Origin of the sequence: Streptomyces sp. NPDC017520 (assembly GCF_044329855.1) — a bacterium.
GTDB lineage: Bacteria > Actinomycetota > Actinomycetes > Streptomycetales > Streptomycetaceae > Streptomyces.
In genome coordinates this window covers 126,203-143,055 of sequence record NZ_JBIRKB010000011.1, presented here as the reverse complement: position 1 = coordinate 143,055, position 16,853 = coordinate 126,203, and the positions used below count along the sequence as shown (strand labels likewise).

The 16,853-nt window shown below is 70.8% G+C and carries 13 protein-coding genes; 8 read left to right on the top strand and 5 right to left on the bottom strand.

Annotation, left to right across the window (positions count from 1 at the left end):
* Positions 1 to 95 precede the first annotated feature (95 nt).
* Entirely contained in the window at positions 96 to 962 is an 867-nt protein-coding gene (locus ACH4KB_RS25790; RefSeq protein WP_398068267.1) for an erythromycin esterase family protein, read from the top strand.
* Between the two features lie 21 nt (positions 963 to 983).
* Here ACH4KB_RS25790 and ACH4KB_RS25785 read toward each other — a convergent pair whose 3' ends face one another.
* Positions 984 to 1,733 (bottom strand): TetR/AcrR family transcriptional regulator, encoded by a 750-nt coding sequence (locus ACH4KB_RS25785; protein WP_398068266.1) that lies wholly within the window; start codon positions 1,731 to 1,733, stop codon positions 984 to 986.
* 273 nt (positions 1,734 to 2,006) lie between these two features.
* On the opposite strand from ACH4KB_RS25785, the gene ACH4KB_RS25780 reads away from it, so the two are divergent.
* On the top strand, positions 2,007 to 4,247 hold the full coding sequence (locus ACH4KB_RS25780) for an MMPL family transporter (protein ID WP_398068265.1): 2,241 nt from the start codon (positions 2,007 to 2,009) through the stop codon (positions 4,245 to 4,247).
* On the opposite strand, the gene ACH4KB_RS25775 is transcribed toward ACH4KB_RS25780, so the two are convergent.
* Positions 4,225 to 4,653, bottom strand: a complete 429-nt coding sequence (locus tag ACH4KB_RS25775) for a hypothetical protein (protein WP_398068264.1) — start codon at positions 4,651 to 4,653, stop codon at positions 4,225 to 4,227. The genes ACH4KB_RS25780 and ACH4KB_RS25775 overlap by 23 nt on opposite strands.
* Before the next feature lie 78 nt (positions 4,654 to 4,731).
* Between ACH4KB_RS25775 and ACH4KB_RS25770 the strand changes: the two genes are divergently transcribed.
* Positions 4,732 to 5,526, top strand: coding sequence for an ATP-grasp domain-containing protein (locus ACH4KB_RS25770; protein WP_398068263.1), 795 nt, complete (start codon positions 4,732 to 4,734; stop codon positions 5,524 to 5,526).
* A gap of 172 nt (positions 5,527 to 5,698) precedes the next feature.
* Here ACH4KB_RS25770 and ACH4KB_RS25765 read toward each other — a convergent pair whose 3' ends face one another.
* Both ACH4KB_RS25765 and ACH4KB_RS25760 read right to left on the bottom strand, forming a co-directional pair.
* Positions 5,699 to 7,750 carry an MFS transporter gene (locus tag ACH4KB_RS25765; RefSeq protein ID WP_398068262.1) on the bottom strand — a complete coding sequence of 684 codons (2,052 nt, stop codon included), beginning with the start codon at positions 7,748 to 7,750 and terminating at the stop codon, positions 5,699 to 5,701.
* 163 nt (positions 7,751 to 7,913) lie between these two features.
* Positions 7,914 to 10,454: a serine hydrolase gene (locus ACH4KB_RS25760; RefSeq protein ID WP_398068261.1), complete on the bottom strand. Its 2,541-nt coding sequence runs from the start codon at positions 10,452 to 10,454 to the stop codon at positions 7,914 to 7,916.
* A gap of 192 nt (positions 10,455 to 10,646) precedes the next feature.
* On the opposite strand from ACH4KB_RS25760, the gene ACH4KB_RS25755 reads away from it, so the two are divergent.
* The 3 genes from ACH4KB_RS25755 (at position 10,647) to ACH4KB_RS25745 (ending at position 12,985) form a co-directional block, all read left to right on the top strand.
* Positions 10,647 to 11,366, top strand: coding sequence for a GPP34 family phosphoprotein (locus ACH4KB_RS25755; protein WP_398068260.1), 720 nt, complete (start codon positions 10,647 to 10,649; stop codon positions 11,364 to 11,366).
* A 255-nt stretch (positions 11,367 to 11,621) separates the two neighbouring features.
* Complete coding sequence (locus ACH4KB_RS25750) at positions 11,622 to 12,479, top strand: helix-turn-helix domain-containing protein (RefSeq protein ID WP_398068259.1); 858 nt, start codon at positions 11,622 to 11,624, stop codon at positions 12,477 to 12,479.
* Positions 12,480 to 12,778: 299 nt separating this feature from the next.
* Positions 12,779 to 12,985, top strand: coding sequence for a DUF397 domain-containing protein (locus tag ACH4KB_RS25745; protein ID WP_398068258.1), 207 nt, complete (start codon positions 12,779 to 12,781; stop codon positions 12,983 to 12,985).
* 101 nt (positions 12,986 to 13,086) lie between these two features.
* On the opposite strand, the gene ACH4KB_RS25740 is transcribed toward ACH4KB_RS25745, so the two are convergent.
* Complete coding sequence (locus ACH4KB_RS25740; RefSeq protein WP_398068257.1) at positions 13,087 to 13,998, bottom strand: hypothetical protein; 912 nt, start codon at positions 13,996 to 13,998, stop codon at positions 13,087 to 13,089.
* Between the two features lie 108 nt (positions 13,999 to 14,106).
* Between ACH4KB_RS25740 and ACH4KB_RS25735 the strand changes: the two genes are divergently transcribed.
* Together ACH4KB_RS25735 and ACH4KB_RS25730 are read left to right on the top strand one after the other, a co-directional pair.
* On the top strand, positions 14,107 to 14,889 hold the full coding sequence (locus tag ACH4KB_RS25735; RefSeq protein WP_398068354.1) for an SDR family oxidoreductase: 783 nt from the start codon (positions 14,107 to 14,109) through the stop codon (positions 14,887 to 14,889).
* Positions 14,890 to 15,254: 365 nt separating this feature from the next.
* Positions 15,255 to 16,838: a sodium:solute symporter family protein gene (locus tag ACH4KB_RS25730; RefSeq protein WP_398068256.1), complete on the top strand. Its 1,584-nt coding sequence runs from the start codon at positions 15,255 to 15,257 to the stop codon at positions 16,836 to 16,838.
* Positions 16,839 to 16,853 lie beyond the last annotated feature (15 nt).

Genomic DNA, 16,853 nt, shown 5'->3' with positions numbered 1-16,853 from the left:
GACGCCCATGTCCGCTCCGGGACCGGGGACCCCGTGGCCCTGCTGGCGGCGGAGCCGTTCTCCCGCACCGAGGAGGCCTCGCCCTCGTCCGGTGGATGCGGGTCTTCAACGAGAGCCACCCCGGTGATCCGGTCCGCCTTGTCGGGGTCAGTCCTCATGAGACGGGGGTCTCGGCGTACGACACGGTGGCCGGCTATGTTCGCGGGGCCGAACCCGCACTGATGGACGAACTGGAGCGCTGCTACGCCGGCCTCCGCCCCGAAGGCGACGTGTCCGCGCACACAAGCCGGTTCCGGGCCCTGTCCGACAGGCGGTCCTTCCGCGACCGCGCACCGGCGGCGTACGACCTGGTGGCGGGAGCGCCGGGCCACGACGGGCATGCGTGGGCACTCCACAACGCACGGCTGATCGTCCAGTACTACGAGCTCCACGACCACGACGACGATCCGCTGGCCCGCACAACATGCCTGCTACGAGCGGTTCTTCGCCGAGAACGTCCTGTGGTGGCAGCAGCACACCGGCCGCAGGATGCTGTTCTGGTCTCCAGCTCCCACACCGCCGACGCGCGCACCAGGGTCGTCAGCTTCCCGCCGGGCCCGGCCGCTCCGTCCCGGAACGCGGGGAGCTACCTGCGCGAACACCTCGGCACCCGGTACCTGTCGATCGGCATCATCTTCGGTGCGGGGGAACTGGCCACCTACACCGGCGCCCCGGCCCACCGGGTGCCCGGCCCCGTACCACCTCTGGGCGACTATCTGCTGGACCTCCGCACGGACGCTCCGCGGAAGGTCGCCGACTGGCTCACCCGGACCTCCAGGTCCCGGCTCATCGGACCACGCCACGACCCGCGACGCGACACCGGTCACCACATGACGGGCGGCTCTCCGTCCGAGTGGTTCGACGTGCTCGCCCATCTGCGGCAGGTAACTCCGGCCCGCCCCTTCCACCGACCGCCACCGTGAGTGGCTCGCGTCCCGGCACTCTCATCCGGGACCGTTCCCGTGCCCGGCGGGGATGCGGCGGTGGATGTCCGTCACCAGGTCGCGCATCGCCAGGCGGAAGATCTCGGCCTGGTGGTCGCCCAGGAACGAGGTGTGGCCGAACACCTCCAGGACGACGAGGCCGTGCATGTGGCCCCATCCGCTGAGGAGGAGCGCGGTCGCCTGCGGTGGCAGGGCCGCCAGGCCGTCCGGTGACAGCTGTTCCAGATGGGCGCGGAACGGGGGCGACAGCGTGGGCGTGTCCGCCCCGGCCAGTTGCTCCGGGGTGAAGTCGCCGAACAGGACGCGCTGAAAGACCGCGCTCATCTGCTGCATCGCCCGGGTGGTCGGGCCGCCGACGGGTGCCGCATAGCTCCGCAGGGGTGTCCCGTAAAGGAGTTGGAACCGCTCGGGGTGGGAGACGGCCCACTGGCGGTAGCCCTCGGCCGCGATCACGAAGCGCGGTACGGACGGGTCGGGCGGGGTGGTGTCGGCGGCGGTCTGCACGGCGGTGGCAAGGTCCTCGTACGCCTGGGCTATGAGCACCGTGACCAGGGCGTTCCGGTCGGGGAAGTAGTGGTAGAGCGCCTGCACGCTCATGCCGAGACTCCGGGCCACCGCGCGCAGGGACAGGGCGGCGGAGCCGTGTTCGGTGATGTGGAGTTCGGCGGCTTTCACGATCTCCTGGGTGGCGACGGCCCGGCGTCGCTGTCGCAGGGAGGGCGGAGCCGACGGGTGTGCGTCTGCGGGCATGCGGCCGAGCCTACGGCGGACCCCGCCGTACCGGGAGGCCTCGGCGACCGTCTGCCCGAAAATTCTACCGCTTGGTCGAAAAACCTGACGGTGTCAGGTAAATCTCGCACTGCTCAACAACTCGTCCTCTCACTAACGTCGTTCACGGCGACGAAGCGTGCGACACCGCGCCCCTCCCTGGTGGAGAAGGGCTCCGCGGGGCACTGCGCCCGCTCCCCTGTGCACCAGGCAGACACCCGTCGTCCTCACCGTTGGAGGCAAAGGAGATGTGGCGTGTTTGAACGCTTGGCCGAACTGGCGATCCGCCGTTCCCGGTCGGTACTCGTCGTGGCCGCTGTGGCCTTGGTGCTCATGGGCGCGGTCGGCGCGGGCGCGTTCGGCAAGTTGCTCGGCGGGGGCTTCGACGACCCGTCGTCCCCCTCCTCCCGGGCCGCGGTGGTCATCGACGAGAAGTTCGGAGGAGAGACGAACCTGGTGCTGCTGGTCCGTGCCGCCGACGGCTCCGTCGAATCCCCCGCCGTACGGCTGAGCGGGCAGAGCCTGGTCGCCGGCCTCAAGGAGGAGAAGGGGCTGACCAATGTCGTCTCGTACTGGGACACCGGCAGCCCCGATCTCCGTTCCGATGACGGCCGGGAAGCCATGGTGCTCGCCCATGTGACGGGCGACGAGACGCGGCAGCAGAAGAACGCACAGCGGATCATCGACGGCTACACCGGCGCACAGGACGGTGGCCTCACGGTCCGGGCCGGAGGTGGTGCGGCCGTGGGCAGCGATCTGTCGGGTCAGGTGGTCGACGATCTGATCCTGGCCGAGGCCATCGCCATACCGCTCACCCTCGTCCTGCTCCTGTTCGTCTTCGGCAGCGTGGTCGCGGCCCTGCTGCCGCTGGTCATCGCCGTCATCGCCATCCTCGGCTCGTTCGCCCAGCTCTCCCTCCTCGGCAGTGTCACCGATGTCGCCAACACCGCGACCAACCTCACCACCGCCCTGGGCCTCGGACTCGGCATCGACTACGCCCTGTTGATGGTCAGCCGCTTCCGGGAACAGCTGTCGGCCGGTGCGAGCGTGGACGACGCCGTCCGGTCCACGGTGAGCACGGCGGGCCGTACCGTCGCGTTCTCCGCCGCGACCGTGGCGGCGGCCCTCGGGTCCCTCCTGGTGTTCCCCCAGTACTTCCTCCGCTCGTTCGGCTTCGCCGGAGTCGGTGTCGTGGCCGTCGCCGCCGTAGCCACGCTGTTCGTGATGCCGGCGCTGTTCGCCGTCCTGGGGCACCGCGTCAACAGCGGCCGGCTGCCGTGGGTGAAGCGGGGGCGCGTCGATGACCGGACACCCCTGTGGGGGCGGCTGGCCCGCACCGTCATGCGACGGCCCGCGATCACCGCCCTGCCCGCGCTCGCCGTGCTGCTGCTGGCGGCGAGCCCGCTGCTCGGCATCACCTTCGGCACCCCGGACGAGCGCGTGCTGCCCGAGGGCGCCGAGAGCCGCCAGGTCGCCACGGCGCTGCGGGAGAACTTCGACGGCAGCGAGGAATCGGCCCTCCATGTCGTCATCGACCAGCCGGTGGCCGAGGCCCCGTTGGCGTCGTACGCGGCCGGGCTGTCCGGGCTCGACGGCGTCGTACGCGTCGAGACCGGTTCGGGAAGCTACGCCGGGGGAGAGCCCACCGCCACCGGCCCCGGGAACCCCGCCCTCGGCCGGCCCGACGCGCAGCGGATCACCGTGGTGAGCGCTCTGGAACCGAAGTCGGACGCGGCCCAGAGCCTGGTGAAGGAGGTACGGGCGACCGATCCGCCCGCCGGGGCGAGCCCGCTGGTGGGTGGCGCCGATGCCCAACTGGTCGACTCCAAGGCCTCCATCGGTGACCGACTGCCCATCGCCGTGGCCCTGATCGTCGTCACCACCTTCGTCCTGCTCTTCCTCTTCACCGGCAGCGTCGTGCAGCCCCTGCGGGCCCTGGTCCTCAATGTCGTCAGTCTCGCGGCGACCCTCGGCGTGATGACCTGGATCTTCCAGGACGGCGCCCTCTCCTCCCTGCTCGGCTTCACGGCCCAGCCGATGGAGATGGCGATGACCGTCCTGATGTTCTGCGTCGCCTTCGGTCTCTCCATGGACTACGAGGTGTTCGTCACCAGCCGGATCAAGGAACTCCACGATCTCGGCGAGGACAACGAGTCCGCCGTGACCCACGGCCTCGGCCGCACCGGGCGCATCGTCAGCGCGGCGGCGCTCCTGCTCGCGGTGAGCTTCTTCGCCTTCGGCACGGCCGAGATCAGCTTCATGCAGATGTTCGGCCTGGGCAGCGGGCTGGCCATCCTCATCGACGCCATAGCCGTACGCGGTGTGCTCGTCCCCGCCGCGATGCGGCTGCTCGGCCGCTCGGCCTGGTACGCGCCCGGCCCCCTGCGGAGGTTCCACGACCGGTTCGGGCTCAGTGAGGGCGTGCCCGGGGTGGCTCCGGCACCCGCCGTGAACGTGCCGCGCGTCCCGCGCGTCAAGGACTCGACGGGGGGCTGACCCGCGCACGGGAGTGGTCGGTGAGGATCTCGGCGATCACGTGCGCCGCGGTCCTCGCCCTCACCGGGTTCGTGTCCCGGTAGTGCGCGCGCTCCATCAGGGCGGGCGATGGTGCGCGCCCAGCCCCGCCCTCGCGTCCAGGTGGCGTCGTCGGCCGCGACCGCCGTACGGAACGCCCCGCCGTACGGGGCGTCCCGCCGTACGGGGCGTCCCGCCGTACGGGGCGTCCCGCCGTACGGGGTGCCGTGTCGTACGGGGTGCCGTGTCGCGGGAGGCTGGGGGCTCGCCGCGGCAGGCGGGCGGGCGGGGCGTCCGCCGGGTCGGTCCGGCGCAGCGCCGGCACGAACTCCGCCAGATCGGCCGCGAGCAGTTCGAAAGCCGAAGAGAACCGGGTGGTCCCGGGCACGCACAACGGACCCGTCCCCCGCCGCCCCCGAGAAAAGCCGGTGCGGCGCGGCGTCCCCGTACGGGAGGATCTGCGGCCATGACCCGCCCGCCGCGCACCCTCGTCCTCCCGCCCCGGCTCACCGCCTCCGCCCGGACGCTGCGTGCCGCCGCGCTGCGGCGCGGGCTGCGCACCGTGGAGGCGACGGCCTCCGCCGTACCGGAGGGGCTGGGTGCCCTCGGGGCCGGCAGCACCGAAGGCGAAGGGCACGCCGTGCATCTGCACGCCGGGCCCTCCTTCGCCGACGTCGTGGCCCCCGCGCTCGGGATCGCCCTCCTGGAGGCCCCCGCCGACTGGCTCGCTCGGCTCCCCCGGGCGCTCACCCGCCGGGACATCCGGGCGATGCCGATCGACGAGGCGTACCGGCTGCGACGCCCCGCCTTCATCAAGTCGCCCAACGACAAGAGCATTCCGGCGCTCGTGTACGCCGACGGGTCCCGGCTGCCCGGCCCGGATGCCGTGGACCCGGCGACCGTCGTGCTGGTGAGCGACGTGATGACGTTCGCCGTCGAGTACCGGCTCCACTTGCTCGACGGGGCCGTCCACGCTGCCGGGCAGTACGGCGAGTCCGGCAGGCTCCGGATCGGGCCGGCGGGCGGCGACGCGCTCGCCTTCGGGCGGGAGGTCATCGCAGCCGCCGGGGAGACCCTGCCGTCCGCGATCGTCGTCGATGTCGGCCGTGACGACGAGGGCCGATGGGCCGTGATCGAAGCCAACGCCGCCTGGGCGAGCGGGTGTTACTCGGCCGACCCGGACCGGGCCCTCGACACGGTCCTCCGCGCCGCCGGACCCGCCACGGGTCTGTCGCCGCACGACCGCGGCTTCGTGCGGTAGCCGGGGCACGGTCGGCCCTCGCGGGCGCGCGCCTCCGCGCAGCCGCCCAGCCAATCGGTCGCTCAGTGCCACTCAGGCACTCAGGCACTCAGGCACACCCAAAACCGTTCGGGATGAGCCCAGAACACATCAGTGGTTCCAAGACCCACTCATGCACACGGGCTGGGAACGGTCAGCTCAGCTCTTCGGGGCAGGGCGTGCCCGGCTGGAGCTGGTACGGGGCCGCCAGCCGGTACACGCCCGGTCGCGGCGCGAGCAGTTCGGTCCACTCGTCGCCGTACGGGCCCTCCTCGACCTTGTTCAGGCAGCCGTTGGTGTTGAGATAGGTCTTCGGCGCGGTCTCGTCCGCCTCCGACCGCGCCTTCGACTCCTCGGTCTCCAACGGGCGCTCCACGCTCTTGCCCTCCTCGTCGACGAGGGCGAGCCAGCGCGTGTACGGGATGCGGATCAGCACCCGGCCCGCCGACTTCACGGTGATCGTCAGCTCGTCCGCGCCGGCCCGCTCCACCGTCGCGGGCGGGTCGGCGAGCGGCACCGGGTCCAGGACCCGGAAGAGCTTCCAGTTCGCGTCGCCCCAGATCTCGCGCAGGTACGGCTGCCCCTGCTCGACCAGCTCCGCCTCCTGGATCGCCCCGTTGTCCGGCCGGTCCTTCGGCAGCACCACGTAGTGCACGGCCCAGCGGTCCAGCCACTCCCGGTAGTTCACCGGGTCGAGCGTGTCGTCGTAGAAGAGCGGGTTGCGCTCCATGTCCGCCTGGCGGTTCCAGCCGCGCGCCAGGTTGACGTACGGGGCGAGCGCCGATGACTCGCGGTGACTGCTCGCGGGCACCACCTCGACCCGGCCGCGCTCCGCCTCCACCTGCTGGAGCTGGTTGATCAGCGGGGCCAGTTCCCGGTTCCAGGACGCGGCGGGCGCGGTCCGGACGATGTCGTCCACGCCCTTGAATCCGATCCAGAAGTTGAGGCCCACGAAGGCCAGGACCAGGGCGTACCAGCGGCGGCTGCGCGGCACCGTGTACGGCAGGGCGGCGAGCAGCGCCACTCCGGCGAACAGCATCGCCATGCGCGTGATGTTCGACCCGATCTGCGAGTCGATGACGTACGTGAGCAGCGTGCCGATCCCGTAGACGGCGGCGGCGGTGCGGACCGTGCTCCAGTCGCGCGGTACGAGGACGTACACGAGGACCGCGAAGAGGAACGGCAGCGACAGCGTCCCGAGCGACATCGGCTGCGTACCGGAGAAGGGGAACAGCAAGGCGGACAGCCCCACCACGGCGACCGGGGCGAGCCCGATCGCGTACGCGCCGGGGCGTCGTTTGTGGAGGAACAGCGCCGCCGCGACGACGCCCAGGAAGAGTCCGGCGACGGGGCTGGAGGCGGTGGCGAGCGCGGCGAGCGGGGCGGCGACGCCGGCCTTGGCCCACCGCTTGTACCGCCAGCGGTAGGGCCAGCAGAACACCGCGGCCACCGCGCCGACGGCGAACATCATGCCGAGCCCGAAGGTCACCCGGCCCGACAGCGCGTTGCACAGGAACGCGAAGACCCCGGCGAGCGAGCAGGCCAGCGGATTGCGGACGGCCGGGACCCGCACGAGGATCAGCGCGGTCAGCGCGGAGGAGACCGTGCCGACGATCATCATCGTCGTACGGACGCCGAGCAGCGACATCAGGTAGGGCGAGACCACGCTGTACGAGACGGGGTGCATGCCCCCGTACCAGGCCAGGTTGTACGCCGTGCCGGGGTGCCGGCCCACGAACTCGGCCCAGGCGTCCTGCGCGGCGATGTCGCCGCCCGTGTTGGCGAAGAAGAAGAACCAGAGGAGGTGGCCGACGGCGGCGGCGGCCGTCGCGATGGTGACGGGGTGCCGCAGCAGGCGACGGGCCCTGGCTGACGACGGCTCGGGAGCGGCGGGTCCCGCCGCAGGATCTGCGGAGAGGCCCGTGGCCCCGGAGGGCTTCGTGGACCCCGAAGGCCCCGTGGCCCCGGCGGGCACAGCGGCCACGGCGGAATCAGAGGTCGCGAGGGAACCAGCGTCAGGGGCCCCGGGGGAATCACGGGAGTCCGGAGGCTCAGGGGAGTCCGGAGGCTCAGGGGAGTGCGCAGACTCAGGGGTCTCCTGAGACTCCGGGACACGGGGGGACGGCACGCGAACGTGCAGGGCGTCGCCCCCGCCCCCTGTGGTCTCGTCCGCCTCGCGGCCGGGCTTCGGCTCCGCGGTGGTCACTACGGCTCTCCCCGTCCTCCGCCGGCCCCGTACCTCTTCAAGGACGCGTCCCAGCGTCCCTGAGTTGTCCGGGGACGCTAACACGTACCCCCTGCACGTATCTCTGTCATATACGGGGAGGGGCGGCCCACAGCCTCGCCCGCCCCTCCCCCGCTCCGGTGTCTCAGCCGATCCTGGCCAGCTTGTCGCCGAAGGCCGGCTCGGTCAGATCGCTCTGCAGCACCACCGGGGCCGTGACCTTTCCGGTGCCGGTGCCCACGGTCACCATGCCGACCTCGCTCCCGGCCTTCGCGGCGTGCTCGATGCCCTTGCCGTTGTCCGTGACCTTCAGCTCGACCTCCAGGCCGGACCAGCCGACCGCCTTGAGGTTCTTGGTGGCGATCACCGGGGTCTGTCCGCCGAACCCGTTGTCCACGTACCCGACGACATCGCCCTTCTTCACCACCGTCGCCGAGGTCGCGGCCTCCTGTGCGTCCTTGATCAGCTTCAGGCTGTTCTGGAGGGACAGCTCCAGACTGTCGTAGACCCGGCCGGTACCGGCCTGCTGGCCCATGACCGCTCCGTAGATCCACAGCATCTTGCCGTCGACCTTGGTGTTCGCGGACCAGAGCAGGTTGCCGCCCGCCGGAGTGGAGGACCCGGTCTTGATGCCGCTCACGCCCGGCTGCAACAGGAGGTTGTTGTTGTTGTAGATCTTGCCGTCTATGCCCTCGATCTCGATCTCGGGCATGTCCACGATCTTCCTGAAGACCTCGTTGCGCATGACCGCCTGCGCCAGCTTCAGCTGGTCGGTGGCGGTGGACACCGTGGTCTTCTCCAGCCCGCTCGGGTCCGTGTACGTCGACCCGGACATGCCGAGCTCCTTGGCCGCGTCGTTCATCTTGTCGATGAACGCGCCCTCGGAGCCGGCGTCCCAGCGGGCGAGCAGCCGCGCCGCGTTGTTGCCCGAGGGGATCATCAGCAGCTGGAGCATCTGCCGCTGGCTGAGTTTCTGCCCCTTGGTCAGCGGGGCCGTCGACTCGTCGGGCCGCTTGGACTCGTCCTGGGCCTTCTGGTCGACGGTGATCGTCTCGCCCTCCTCGTCACCCTTGAGGGGGTGTTCCTGGAGGATCACGTAGGCGGTCATGACCTTCGCGACGCTGGCGATCGGGGCCGGTTTCTGCGCGCCCTCGGAACCGAGCGACCCGACGCCGTCGACCATCACGGCCGACTGCCCCTGGCCCGGCCAGGACAGCTTCGTCTCGCCGCCCTCGAAGGTGTACGTCGGCTTCGCCGTGAGCTCCAGCGAGGGCTCCGGCAGCGGGCGCATCACCTGCACGATCGCAAAGACGATCAGCAGGAGGAGCACCAGCGGGGTCCAGATCTTGACCCGCCGGACGGCGGTCCGGACCGGGGTCTCCGGGGGCGGCGGGGTGTTCGTCAGCTCGGCGAGCAGGTCGAGCGGCGGCCTCGGCGGCAGCGGCTGCTGCCGGGTCCGCTCGGCCGCCGCCCAGGACGGCGCCGAGGTCGCCTCGGGTCCTGCCGCGGGTCCAGCCCCGGGCTCCGGGGTGCGGGGCGCGGGGGCGGACCGTACGTCGTCGGAGCGCAGCGGCACGAACGTGCTCGTGCGCTCCGCATCGCTCTCGGGCTTGTTCCCGGGCTTGGTCTCGGGCTTGCTCTCGGACTTGGTCCCGCTCCTGCCCCCGGGGCCGACCTCGCTCGGCGGGAGCTTCAGCGCGGTCGTCGCCTGGTCGACCCGGTCGGCCGCGCCGACCGGCTTGACCGCCTTGAAGATGGCGGTGGGCTGATCGATTCCTCGCAGGTCGGAGGCGTCGGACGCGCTGTCCGGCTCGGCGTCGGCCTTCGGTTCGGGCGTGGAGTCGGTGGTGGCGGTGGGCGTGGATCCGGGCGTGGCGGTGGGCGTGGGGCCGGCCTTCTGCTTGTCGTCGGGCTCGCCCTTCGACTCCGGTTCCGCGTCCGCCGCGTCCCCGTCCGCCTTCTCGGGCTTCGGCGTCGCGTCCGCCTCGGGCATCGCCTTCGGCCCCGCGTCCGGCTCGTCCTTCGCGGAGGGTTCGTCCTCGGTGTCGGACGCGGACGCGGCACCGGAGTCCGCGTCGTCCTGGGTGTCCGCCGCCGACTTGCCCTCGGCATCGGCATCGACCCACGCGGCCACCGCGGCACGCAGCCGGCCGTCCCCGGCATCGGCATCGGCATCGGCATCGGCCACCGTCTCCGTGCCGGACGTCTCCGCGCCCGTGTCCGGGCTCGTGCCGCCCTCGGCGACTCCCGCGCCCTCCGAAAGGGCGTCGGCCTCCCCAGAGGCCGTGGAGGCCGTCACAGGCGCGCTCTCCGGCTCGGCGGCGGTCTCCGCGTCGGCCTCGGCCCCGGAACCGGCCTCGGAATCGACGTCCGGCTCGGCCGCCGGCTCGACGTCCGGCTCGGCCGCGGCCTCCGGTTCACGCACCGCGGCAGCGGAATCCTCCCCGGGCTCGCGCCGGGCGGCGTCCTCCGGAAGCCGGGGACGGAAGACAGCGGTCGCCGTGTCGGACGTGACACCCGAACCCACACCCGCACCCGCGTTCCCGCCCGCATCCGCGTTCCCGCCCGTGTCCGCGTCCGTGTCCGCGCCGGGGTCACGGAACACGGCGAAGCGCGGGTCGCGTTCCTCCGCAGCCGTCCCCGACGACTTCTGCTGCTCCGTTTTGTCGGGGGACTCGCCCGCCACCGATGCCTCCTCATGCGCTGCGGGGTCGCCCCGCGCTGTCCGAACCATCTACCAGTGTCCTGTGTGAACCCCTGGCCGAGCTGCTAGACGAGAACGACATACCTACTGGTTCCCTCACAAAGCAGGCAGGCGCTCTCGACAGACCAATGTGAGAGGGGTCACCCTGTCAGACATCCACGCGGGGAGGCATGGATGGGCAGGAGCCGCAGAACAATCCCGGAGGAGCTTTTGCTGCTCGCTCTGGACCCGACCACGGGTACCACAGCGCAGCCGCAGTCGCTCGACCTCGGCCTGGCCGGGGCACAGCTAGTGGAGCTGGCTCTGGCAGGACGGATAGCCCCTGACGGGGATCGTATCGCCGTGGTGATGCCACGGCCGACAGGAGATCCGACTCTGGACTCCGCACTGGAGCTGCTGCGCCGTCGTGGCAGCCCGGTTCGGGCGGTCCACTGGATCGGCGGGCCCCGCCTGGGGCTGCGTCAGATCTATCTCGCTCATCTGGAGCGGTGCGGCATGGTTCATGCCGTGGCGGGCCAGATGTGCGGAGTGCTGCCGACGACTCGCTACCAAGCGACGGAGACAGCGATCAGCCGGGACATAAGGAACCGGCTGGACAGCGCGATCCGTACCGGCGTACCGCCGGACCCGCGGACCGCGGCGCTCGCCGCACTGGCCCACGCGGTCGGACTCGGCAAGCATCTGTACCCCGGGAACGAGGGGCGCTCTTCGCGCTCCCGGCTCCGGGACCTGATCAGGCACGACCCGATGGGTGGACTCGTGGCGCACGCCGTGATGGACGTCCAGAACGGAGTGGCCGTCCAGCCACGCCGTACGCAGCAGGCAGCGGGCCTTCCGTTGCAGCCGCAAGCACAGGCCCGTCGTGGCAGCATGGCGCACACCGCCGCGAGCTGACCGCACGGACCTGAGAACAGCACAACGCCGTACCGTCGTCCGCCATCACCGGACCCGGTCCGGGAGCCGCACCACGCACGGGGCAGCCGGTAGTCACCACCACCGGCTGCCCCGTGCGCTTGCGCGCCCTCCCGCACACCGGTGCGTGCGCCCCCGCGCCCCGCGTGTGGCCGTTTCCCAGCGCGGCCGGGGCAAGGGGTGGCAATCTGCTGAGCAGTAGATACGCACAGCTACATAGCCGGAGGTGCCGTTTCCGTGCCGTCCAACGTCAATCCCACTGTCAGGCGACGCAGGCTGGGCCAGGAATTGCGCCGCCTGCGCGAACTCAAAGGCATGACGGCCGAGGAAGTGGCGGAGCGACTGCTGGTATCGCAGTCGAAGATCAGCCGCCTGGAGAACGGCCGTCGGTCCATCAGCCAGCGCGATGTACGCGACCTCTGCGGGGTGTACGAGGTCGAGGACCACCGCATCGTCGACTCGCTGATGCAGATGGCGAAGGACTCCCGCCAGCAGGGCTGGTGGCACGCCTTCGGCGACATCCCGTACAGCGTCTACATCGGCCTGGAGACCGACGCGGAGTCGCTGCGGGTCTACGAGCCCCAGATGGTCCCGGGCCTGCTCCAGACCCGAGCGTACGCCGAGGCGTTGATCAGCGGCGCGCTTCCCGAGGCTCCCCCGTCGGACATCGAGAAGCGCGTCAACGTACGGTCGCGACGCCAGGAGCGGGTCAACGCGCAGGAGAACCCGCTGCGGCTGTGGGCGGTGATCGACGAGTCGGCGCTGCGCCGGGTGGTCGGCGACAAGCAGGTGATGATCGAACAGCTGGAGCACCTCGTCGAGCAGTCCCACCTGCCGCACGTCACCGTGCAGGTCCTGCCGTTCGACATGGGCGCGCACCCGGGCATCAACGGCCAGTACGCGATCCTGGAGTTCCCGGACGCCGCGGACTCCAGCGTCGTCTACATCGAGGGCGTCACGAGCGATCTCTACCTGGAGAAGGCGAACGACGTGCAGCGCTACAGCGTGATGTACGAACACCTGCGGGCGCAGGCGCTGAACGTGGAGCAGACCCGGGAGTTCATCAGCAAGATCGCTAAGTCGTACACGAGTTGACGCGCGGAGCCGGCGCGCCGAAGCCGGCGCGTCCGAGTCGGCGCGTCCGAGTCGGCGCGTCCGAGTCGGCGCGTCCGAGTCGGCGCGTCCGAGTCGGCGCATCGGGTACGGGCCCTTCCGGGAGTGAATGGGCGGCGGGATGGTACACCGCCGCCCATTCACCACGGAAGGCCTGACGGGGAAAGACCATCCGGTCGAGTGAACGGCCATCTCATGGACGGGGCTTGGCGAGTAGCGTCGATCACGCCAATCGGAATCAGGTTGGTGCGACCCACCCAACTCTCTGAACCGGAGTGAACATGGCAATTCTTCAGGGTGCTACGGACAAGTGGACGAAGTCGTCGTACTCCGGGGGCAACGGCGCGTGCGTCGAGGTCAAGTCCCCGGTCGCGCTGTCCATCGCCGTACGTGACTCGAAGGCCCCCGAGGGCCCCTCGCTCACCTTCGTCCCCGGTGCGTGGAACGCGTTCGTGCGCGACGTCGCCACGGGCACGGTCAACGCCTGACCTCGCACCACCGCACCACCGAACCACCTGATGGAGCCCTCTCGACCGGTTCGCCGTCCTGGCCGAGGGGGCTCGGCACGATCCGGCGCTGTTCCACGGCGTCACCGCAGCCGGTCGACGTACCGGTCCGTCCCCGGCACGGTCGGCACGAACGGCGCGACCAGCTCGACCCGCCCGAGACCCGTCTCCGCGACCGCCGCGTCCAGGCCGGTGAAGCGCTCCTCCCAGCAGCTCCGCGGATCCTCCTGGAGGAACCACAGCAGCGTCAGCCGGATGTCGACCCCCTCGACCTGCTTCACGTACGTCATCCGGTCACCGGGCAGGGGCGTCGGCCGGAACACCGTGACCATGGCCGCGGGCGACCCCTTCAGCCGCTGCGGGAGATGGCGCGAGCGCAGCCATTCCAGCAGCTCCGCCCGCTGTCCCGGCCCCTCCGCGTCGACGACCTGGAGGACGAGGCCCGCGTACGGGTGGTCGAGCGCGTGGAAGTCCCGGGGGCCGGCGGCCCCGTCGCGGTAGACGGTGGCCTCGTGGTCCTGGAAGGCCGTGAACACGTGGGTCCGGTCCCGGTAGACCCGGCCGTCCCGGTTCAGCCGCTTGTTGATGGCGACGGTCCACTTCATGTGGTCGTCGTAGCGCCCCTCGGTCACCCAGTACGTCGACAGGTAGCAGCCCGCGCCGACCGGCTGAGCGACCGCCGACGTCTCCGGGTACCGCAGCTCCTGGAGGTCCTTGGTGGCCACCCAGCGGCGTCCGGCGAACATCCACGGCATGGCCGTCGCACCCGCGTAGTAGTGGTCGTCCTCGTACCAGCGGTTGTACGCGTACTCATGGCCGGGATGCGGTTCGACCATGGTGATCAGGGCGTGCCCCGGGCGCACCCCGTACGGCCCCGCCCCAGCCAGCTCCGCGTACCGCTCGCTCCCCGTACCGCCACCGCTGTCCGTGCCGCTGCTCCCCGTACCGCCACCGCTGTCCGTGCCGCTGCTCCCCGCGCCGGCGCCATCGGCCATCACCCTGCCCGCCTCCCTCTTCCGTCCGCTTCCGTCCTCTTCCATCTGTTCTCGCTTCCCCATATTCTGACGGTGCGTCAGATGAACTTCCAGGGCCGGGAGGCTCCGATGCTGCTCGCGGGGAAGACCGTCATCGTGTCGGGCGTCGGGCCTGGACTCGGGCACCAGGTCGCTTCGAGCGTCGTCCGCGACGGCGGGCGTGCGGTGCTCGGAGCGCGTACGGCGGCGAATCTGGCCAGGTCGGCGGCGGAGATCGACCCGGAGGGCCGGCACACGGCCCACCTGCCGACCGACATCACGGACGAAGCGCAGTGCGAGGCGCTGGCGGCCCTGGCGGTGGAACGGTTCGGGGGGATCGACGCGGTGGTTCACGTCGCCGCCCGGGACAGCTACTTCGGCGGACTCCAGGACGCGGACTTCACCACGTGGCAGTCGGTCATCGACGTGAACCTCCTGGGCACCCTACGGATGACCCGGGCCTGCCTGCCCGCGCTCAAGGAGCGGGGCGGCTCGGTGGTGGTGATCGGTACCCAGTCCGCGGTGGCCGCACCCTCCCAGGTGCGGCAGGCGGCGTACGCGGCGTCCAAGGGGGCGCTCACCTCGGCGATGTACTCGCTCGCCCAGGAGCTGGGCCCGGACCGGATCCGGGTCAACACGGTGCTGCCGGGCTGGATGTGGGGGCCGCCGGTGCGGGCGTACGTCCGGTTCACCGCGGGCTCCGAGGGCGTGCCGGAGTCCGAGGTGCTGGCCCGGCTCACCGAGCGGATGGCGCTGCCCGAGCCGGCCACGGACGGGGATGTGGCCGAGGCGGTCGTCTTCCTGGCCTCCGACCGGGCCAGGGCGATCACCGGCCAGTCACTGCTGGTCAACGCGGGCGAGCTGATGCGCTGACGCACGCGCCACCCAGCTCGCGCAGGCGCCCTCCCTCTCGACTTCCCGGCCGCACGGGACCCGCATCCCGTGCGGCCTTCGCGCGTTGCCGCGTACTCCCTGACCTTCTCTGCACAGCCTGACGAAGTGCCCGCCCATCGTGTGGTCGCGGTCACGTTCGCGACAACGCCCCACGAGGTCAAGAACGAGTAAAATCGTTCTCCTTGCTGACTTGTGTTCATATATGTGAACTACAGGCGGCCTTGACCGAGTGCCCTCAGTGGGGGTTCAATCCCCGAAGTCCCCGCTCCCGCAAGGGGACACCGCTGAACGGCCGTACCGACGAAGTGCGTTCCCGTTCACAAGGCGGACCCCTGGAGGGGGACATGAACAGTCTCGACTGGGCTGTACTCATCGGCTACTTCGGCGTGATGGTCGCGATCGGACTCTGGTCGCACAAGCGCGTGGACAACGTCAGCGACTTCTTCACGGCCGGCGGCAAGATGCCGTGGTGGCTGTCGGGCATCTCGCACCACATGTCCGGCTACAGCGCGGTGATGTTCACCGGCTACGCCGGCATCGCGTACCAGTACGGGATCACGTCCTTCGTGACCTGGTCACTGCCCATCGCGATCGGCATCTTCATCGGCGCGAAGCTCTTCGCACCCCGGCTGAACCGGCTGCGCTCGCGGCTCCACGTCGCCTCGCCGCTGGAATACCTCAAGAACCGCTACAACATCCAGACCCAGCAGGCGCTCGCCTGGTCGGGGCTGCTGCTGAAGATCGTGGACGTCGGCGCCAAGTGGGCCGCCATCGCCACCCTGTTGTCCGTCTTCACCGGGCTCTCCATCACCCAGGGCATCCTGATCACCGGGATCGTCACCGGGATCTACTGCACCGTCGGCGGGTTGTGGGCGGACGCCCTCACCGAACTGGGCCAGTTCATCATCCAGTTGTTCGCCGGGCTGGCGATGCTGTTCGCCGTGATGCGCGAGCTCGACGGCTTCGCCACCCTGTGGACGGTCTGGGACAAGCTCCCGGAAGGGCACGCGGACCCGACCGCCGGCCCGTACACGGTGACGTTCCTGATGGCATTCCTGTTCATCAAGACGTTCGAGTACAACGGCGGCATGTGGAACCAGGCCCAGCGGTACATGGCGACCGACTCGGCCGCCTCCGCCACCCGGTCCGCCCGGCTGTCGGCGATCCTGTGGTTCGTCTGGCCGCTGGTGCTGTTCTTCCCCATGTGGGTCGCGCCCCTGCTGGTCGACGCGCAGAAGCCGGACGCCTCCGACAGCTACGCCCTGATGACCGAACAGCTGCTGCCCCACGGCCTGTTGGGCCTGGTCATCGTCGGCTTCTTCTCCCACACGATGGCCATGTGCTCCTCCGACGCCAACGCCATCGCGGCCGTCTTCACCCGGGACATCGCCCCGACGCTCTCGAAGGCGGCACGCGGCTGGAACGAGCGTGCCGGGCTGATCGCCGCCCGCTGGACCACCGTGGCCTTCCTCGCGCTGTCGATGGCCATCGCGACGCAGATCAACTCCCCCGCGTTCAAGGACATCATCACCGTCGTGATCAAGTGGGTCGCCGGGCTGATGGGCCCGATCGCGATCCCGTTCATGCTGGGTCTGCTGCGCCCGTTCCGGAAGTCCGGGCCGACGGCGGCGCTGGTCAGCTGGGCCTCGGGCCTGTTCGCCTTCTGGCTGGTCAACTACCCGATCCACTGGGCCGTCGAGGGCGGGGTGCCGCTCCAGTACCAGGTGTCCGTTCCGCTCGCCGTCTCGCTCGTGCTCTACATCCTGATCGGCTACGTGAAGCCGGAGGACACCCCGGAGCGCGACGCGCTGCTGACCCGGATCAACGAGGGGGACGGGGACGACGACGGCGGGGACAGTACGGCGGCGGCCGCCGTGATCCCCGCCCAGGACGGAGGCCCGGCCCCCACCCCTCGGCCGCGCGGATAGCCGGTCCGCCCCACC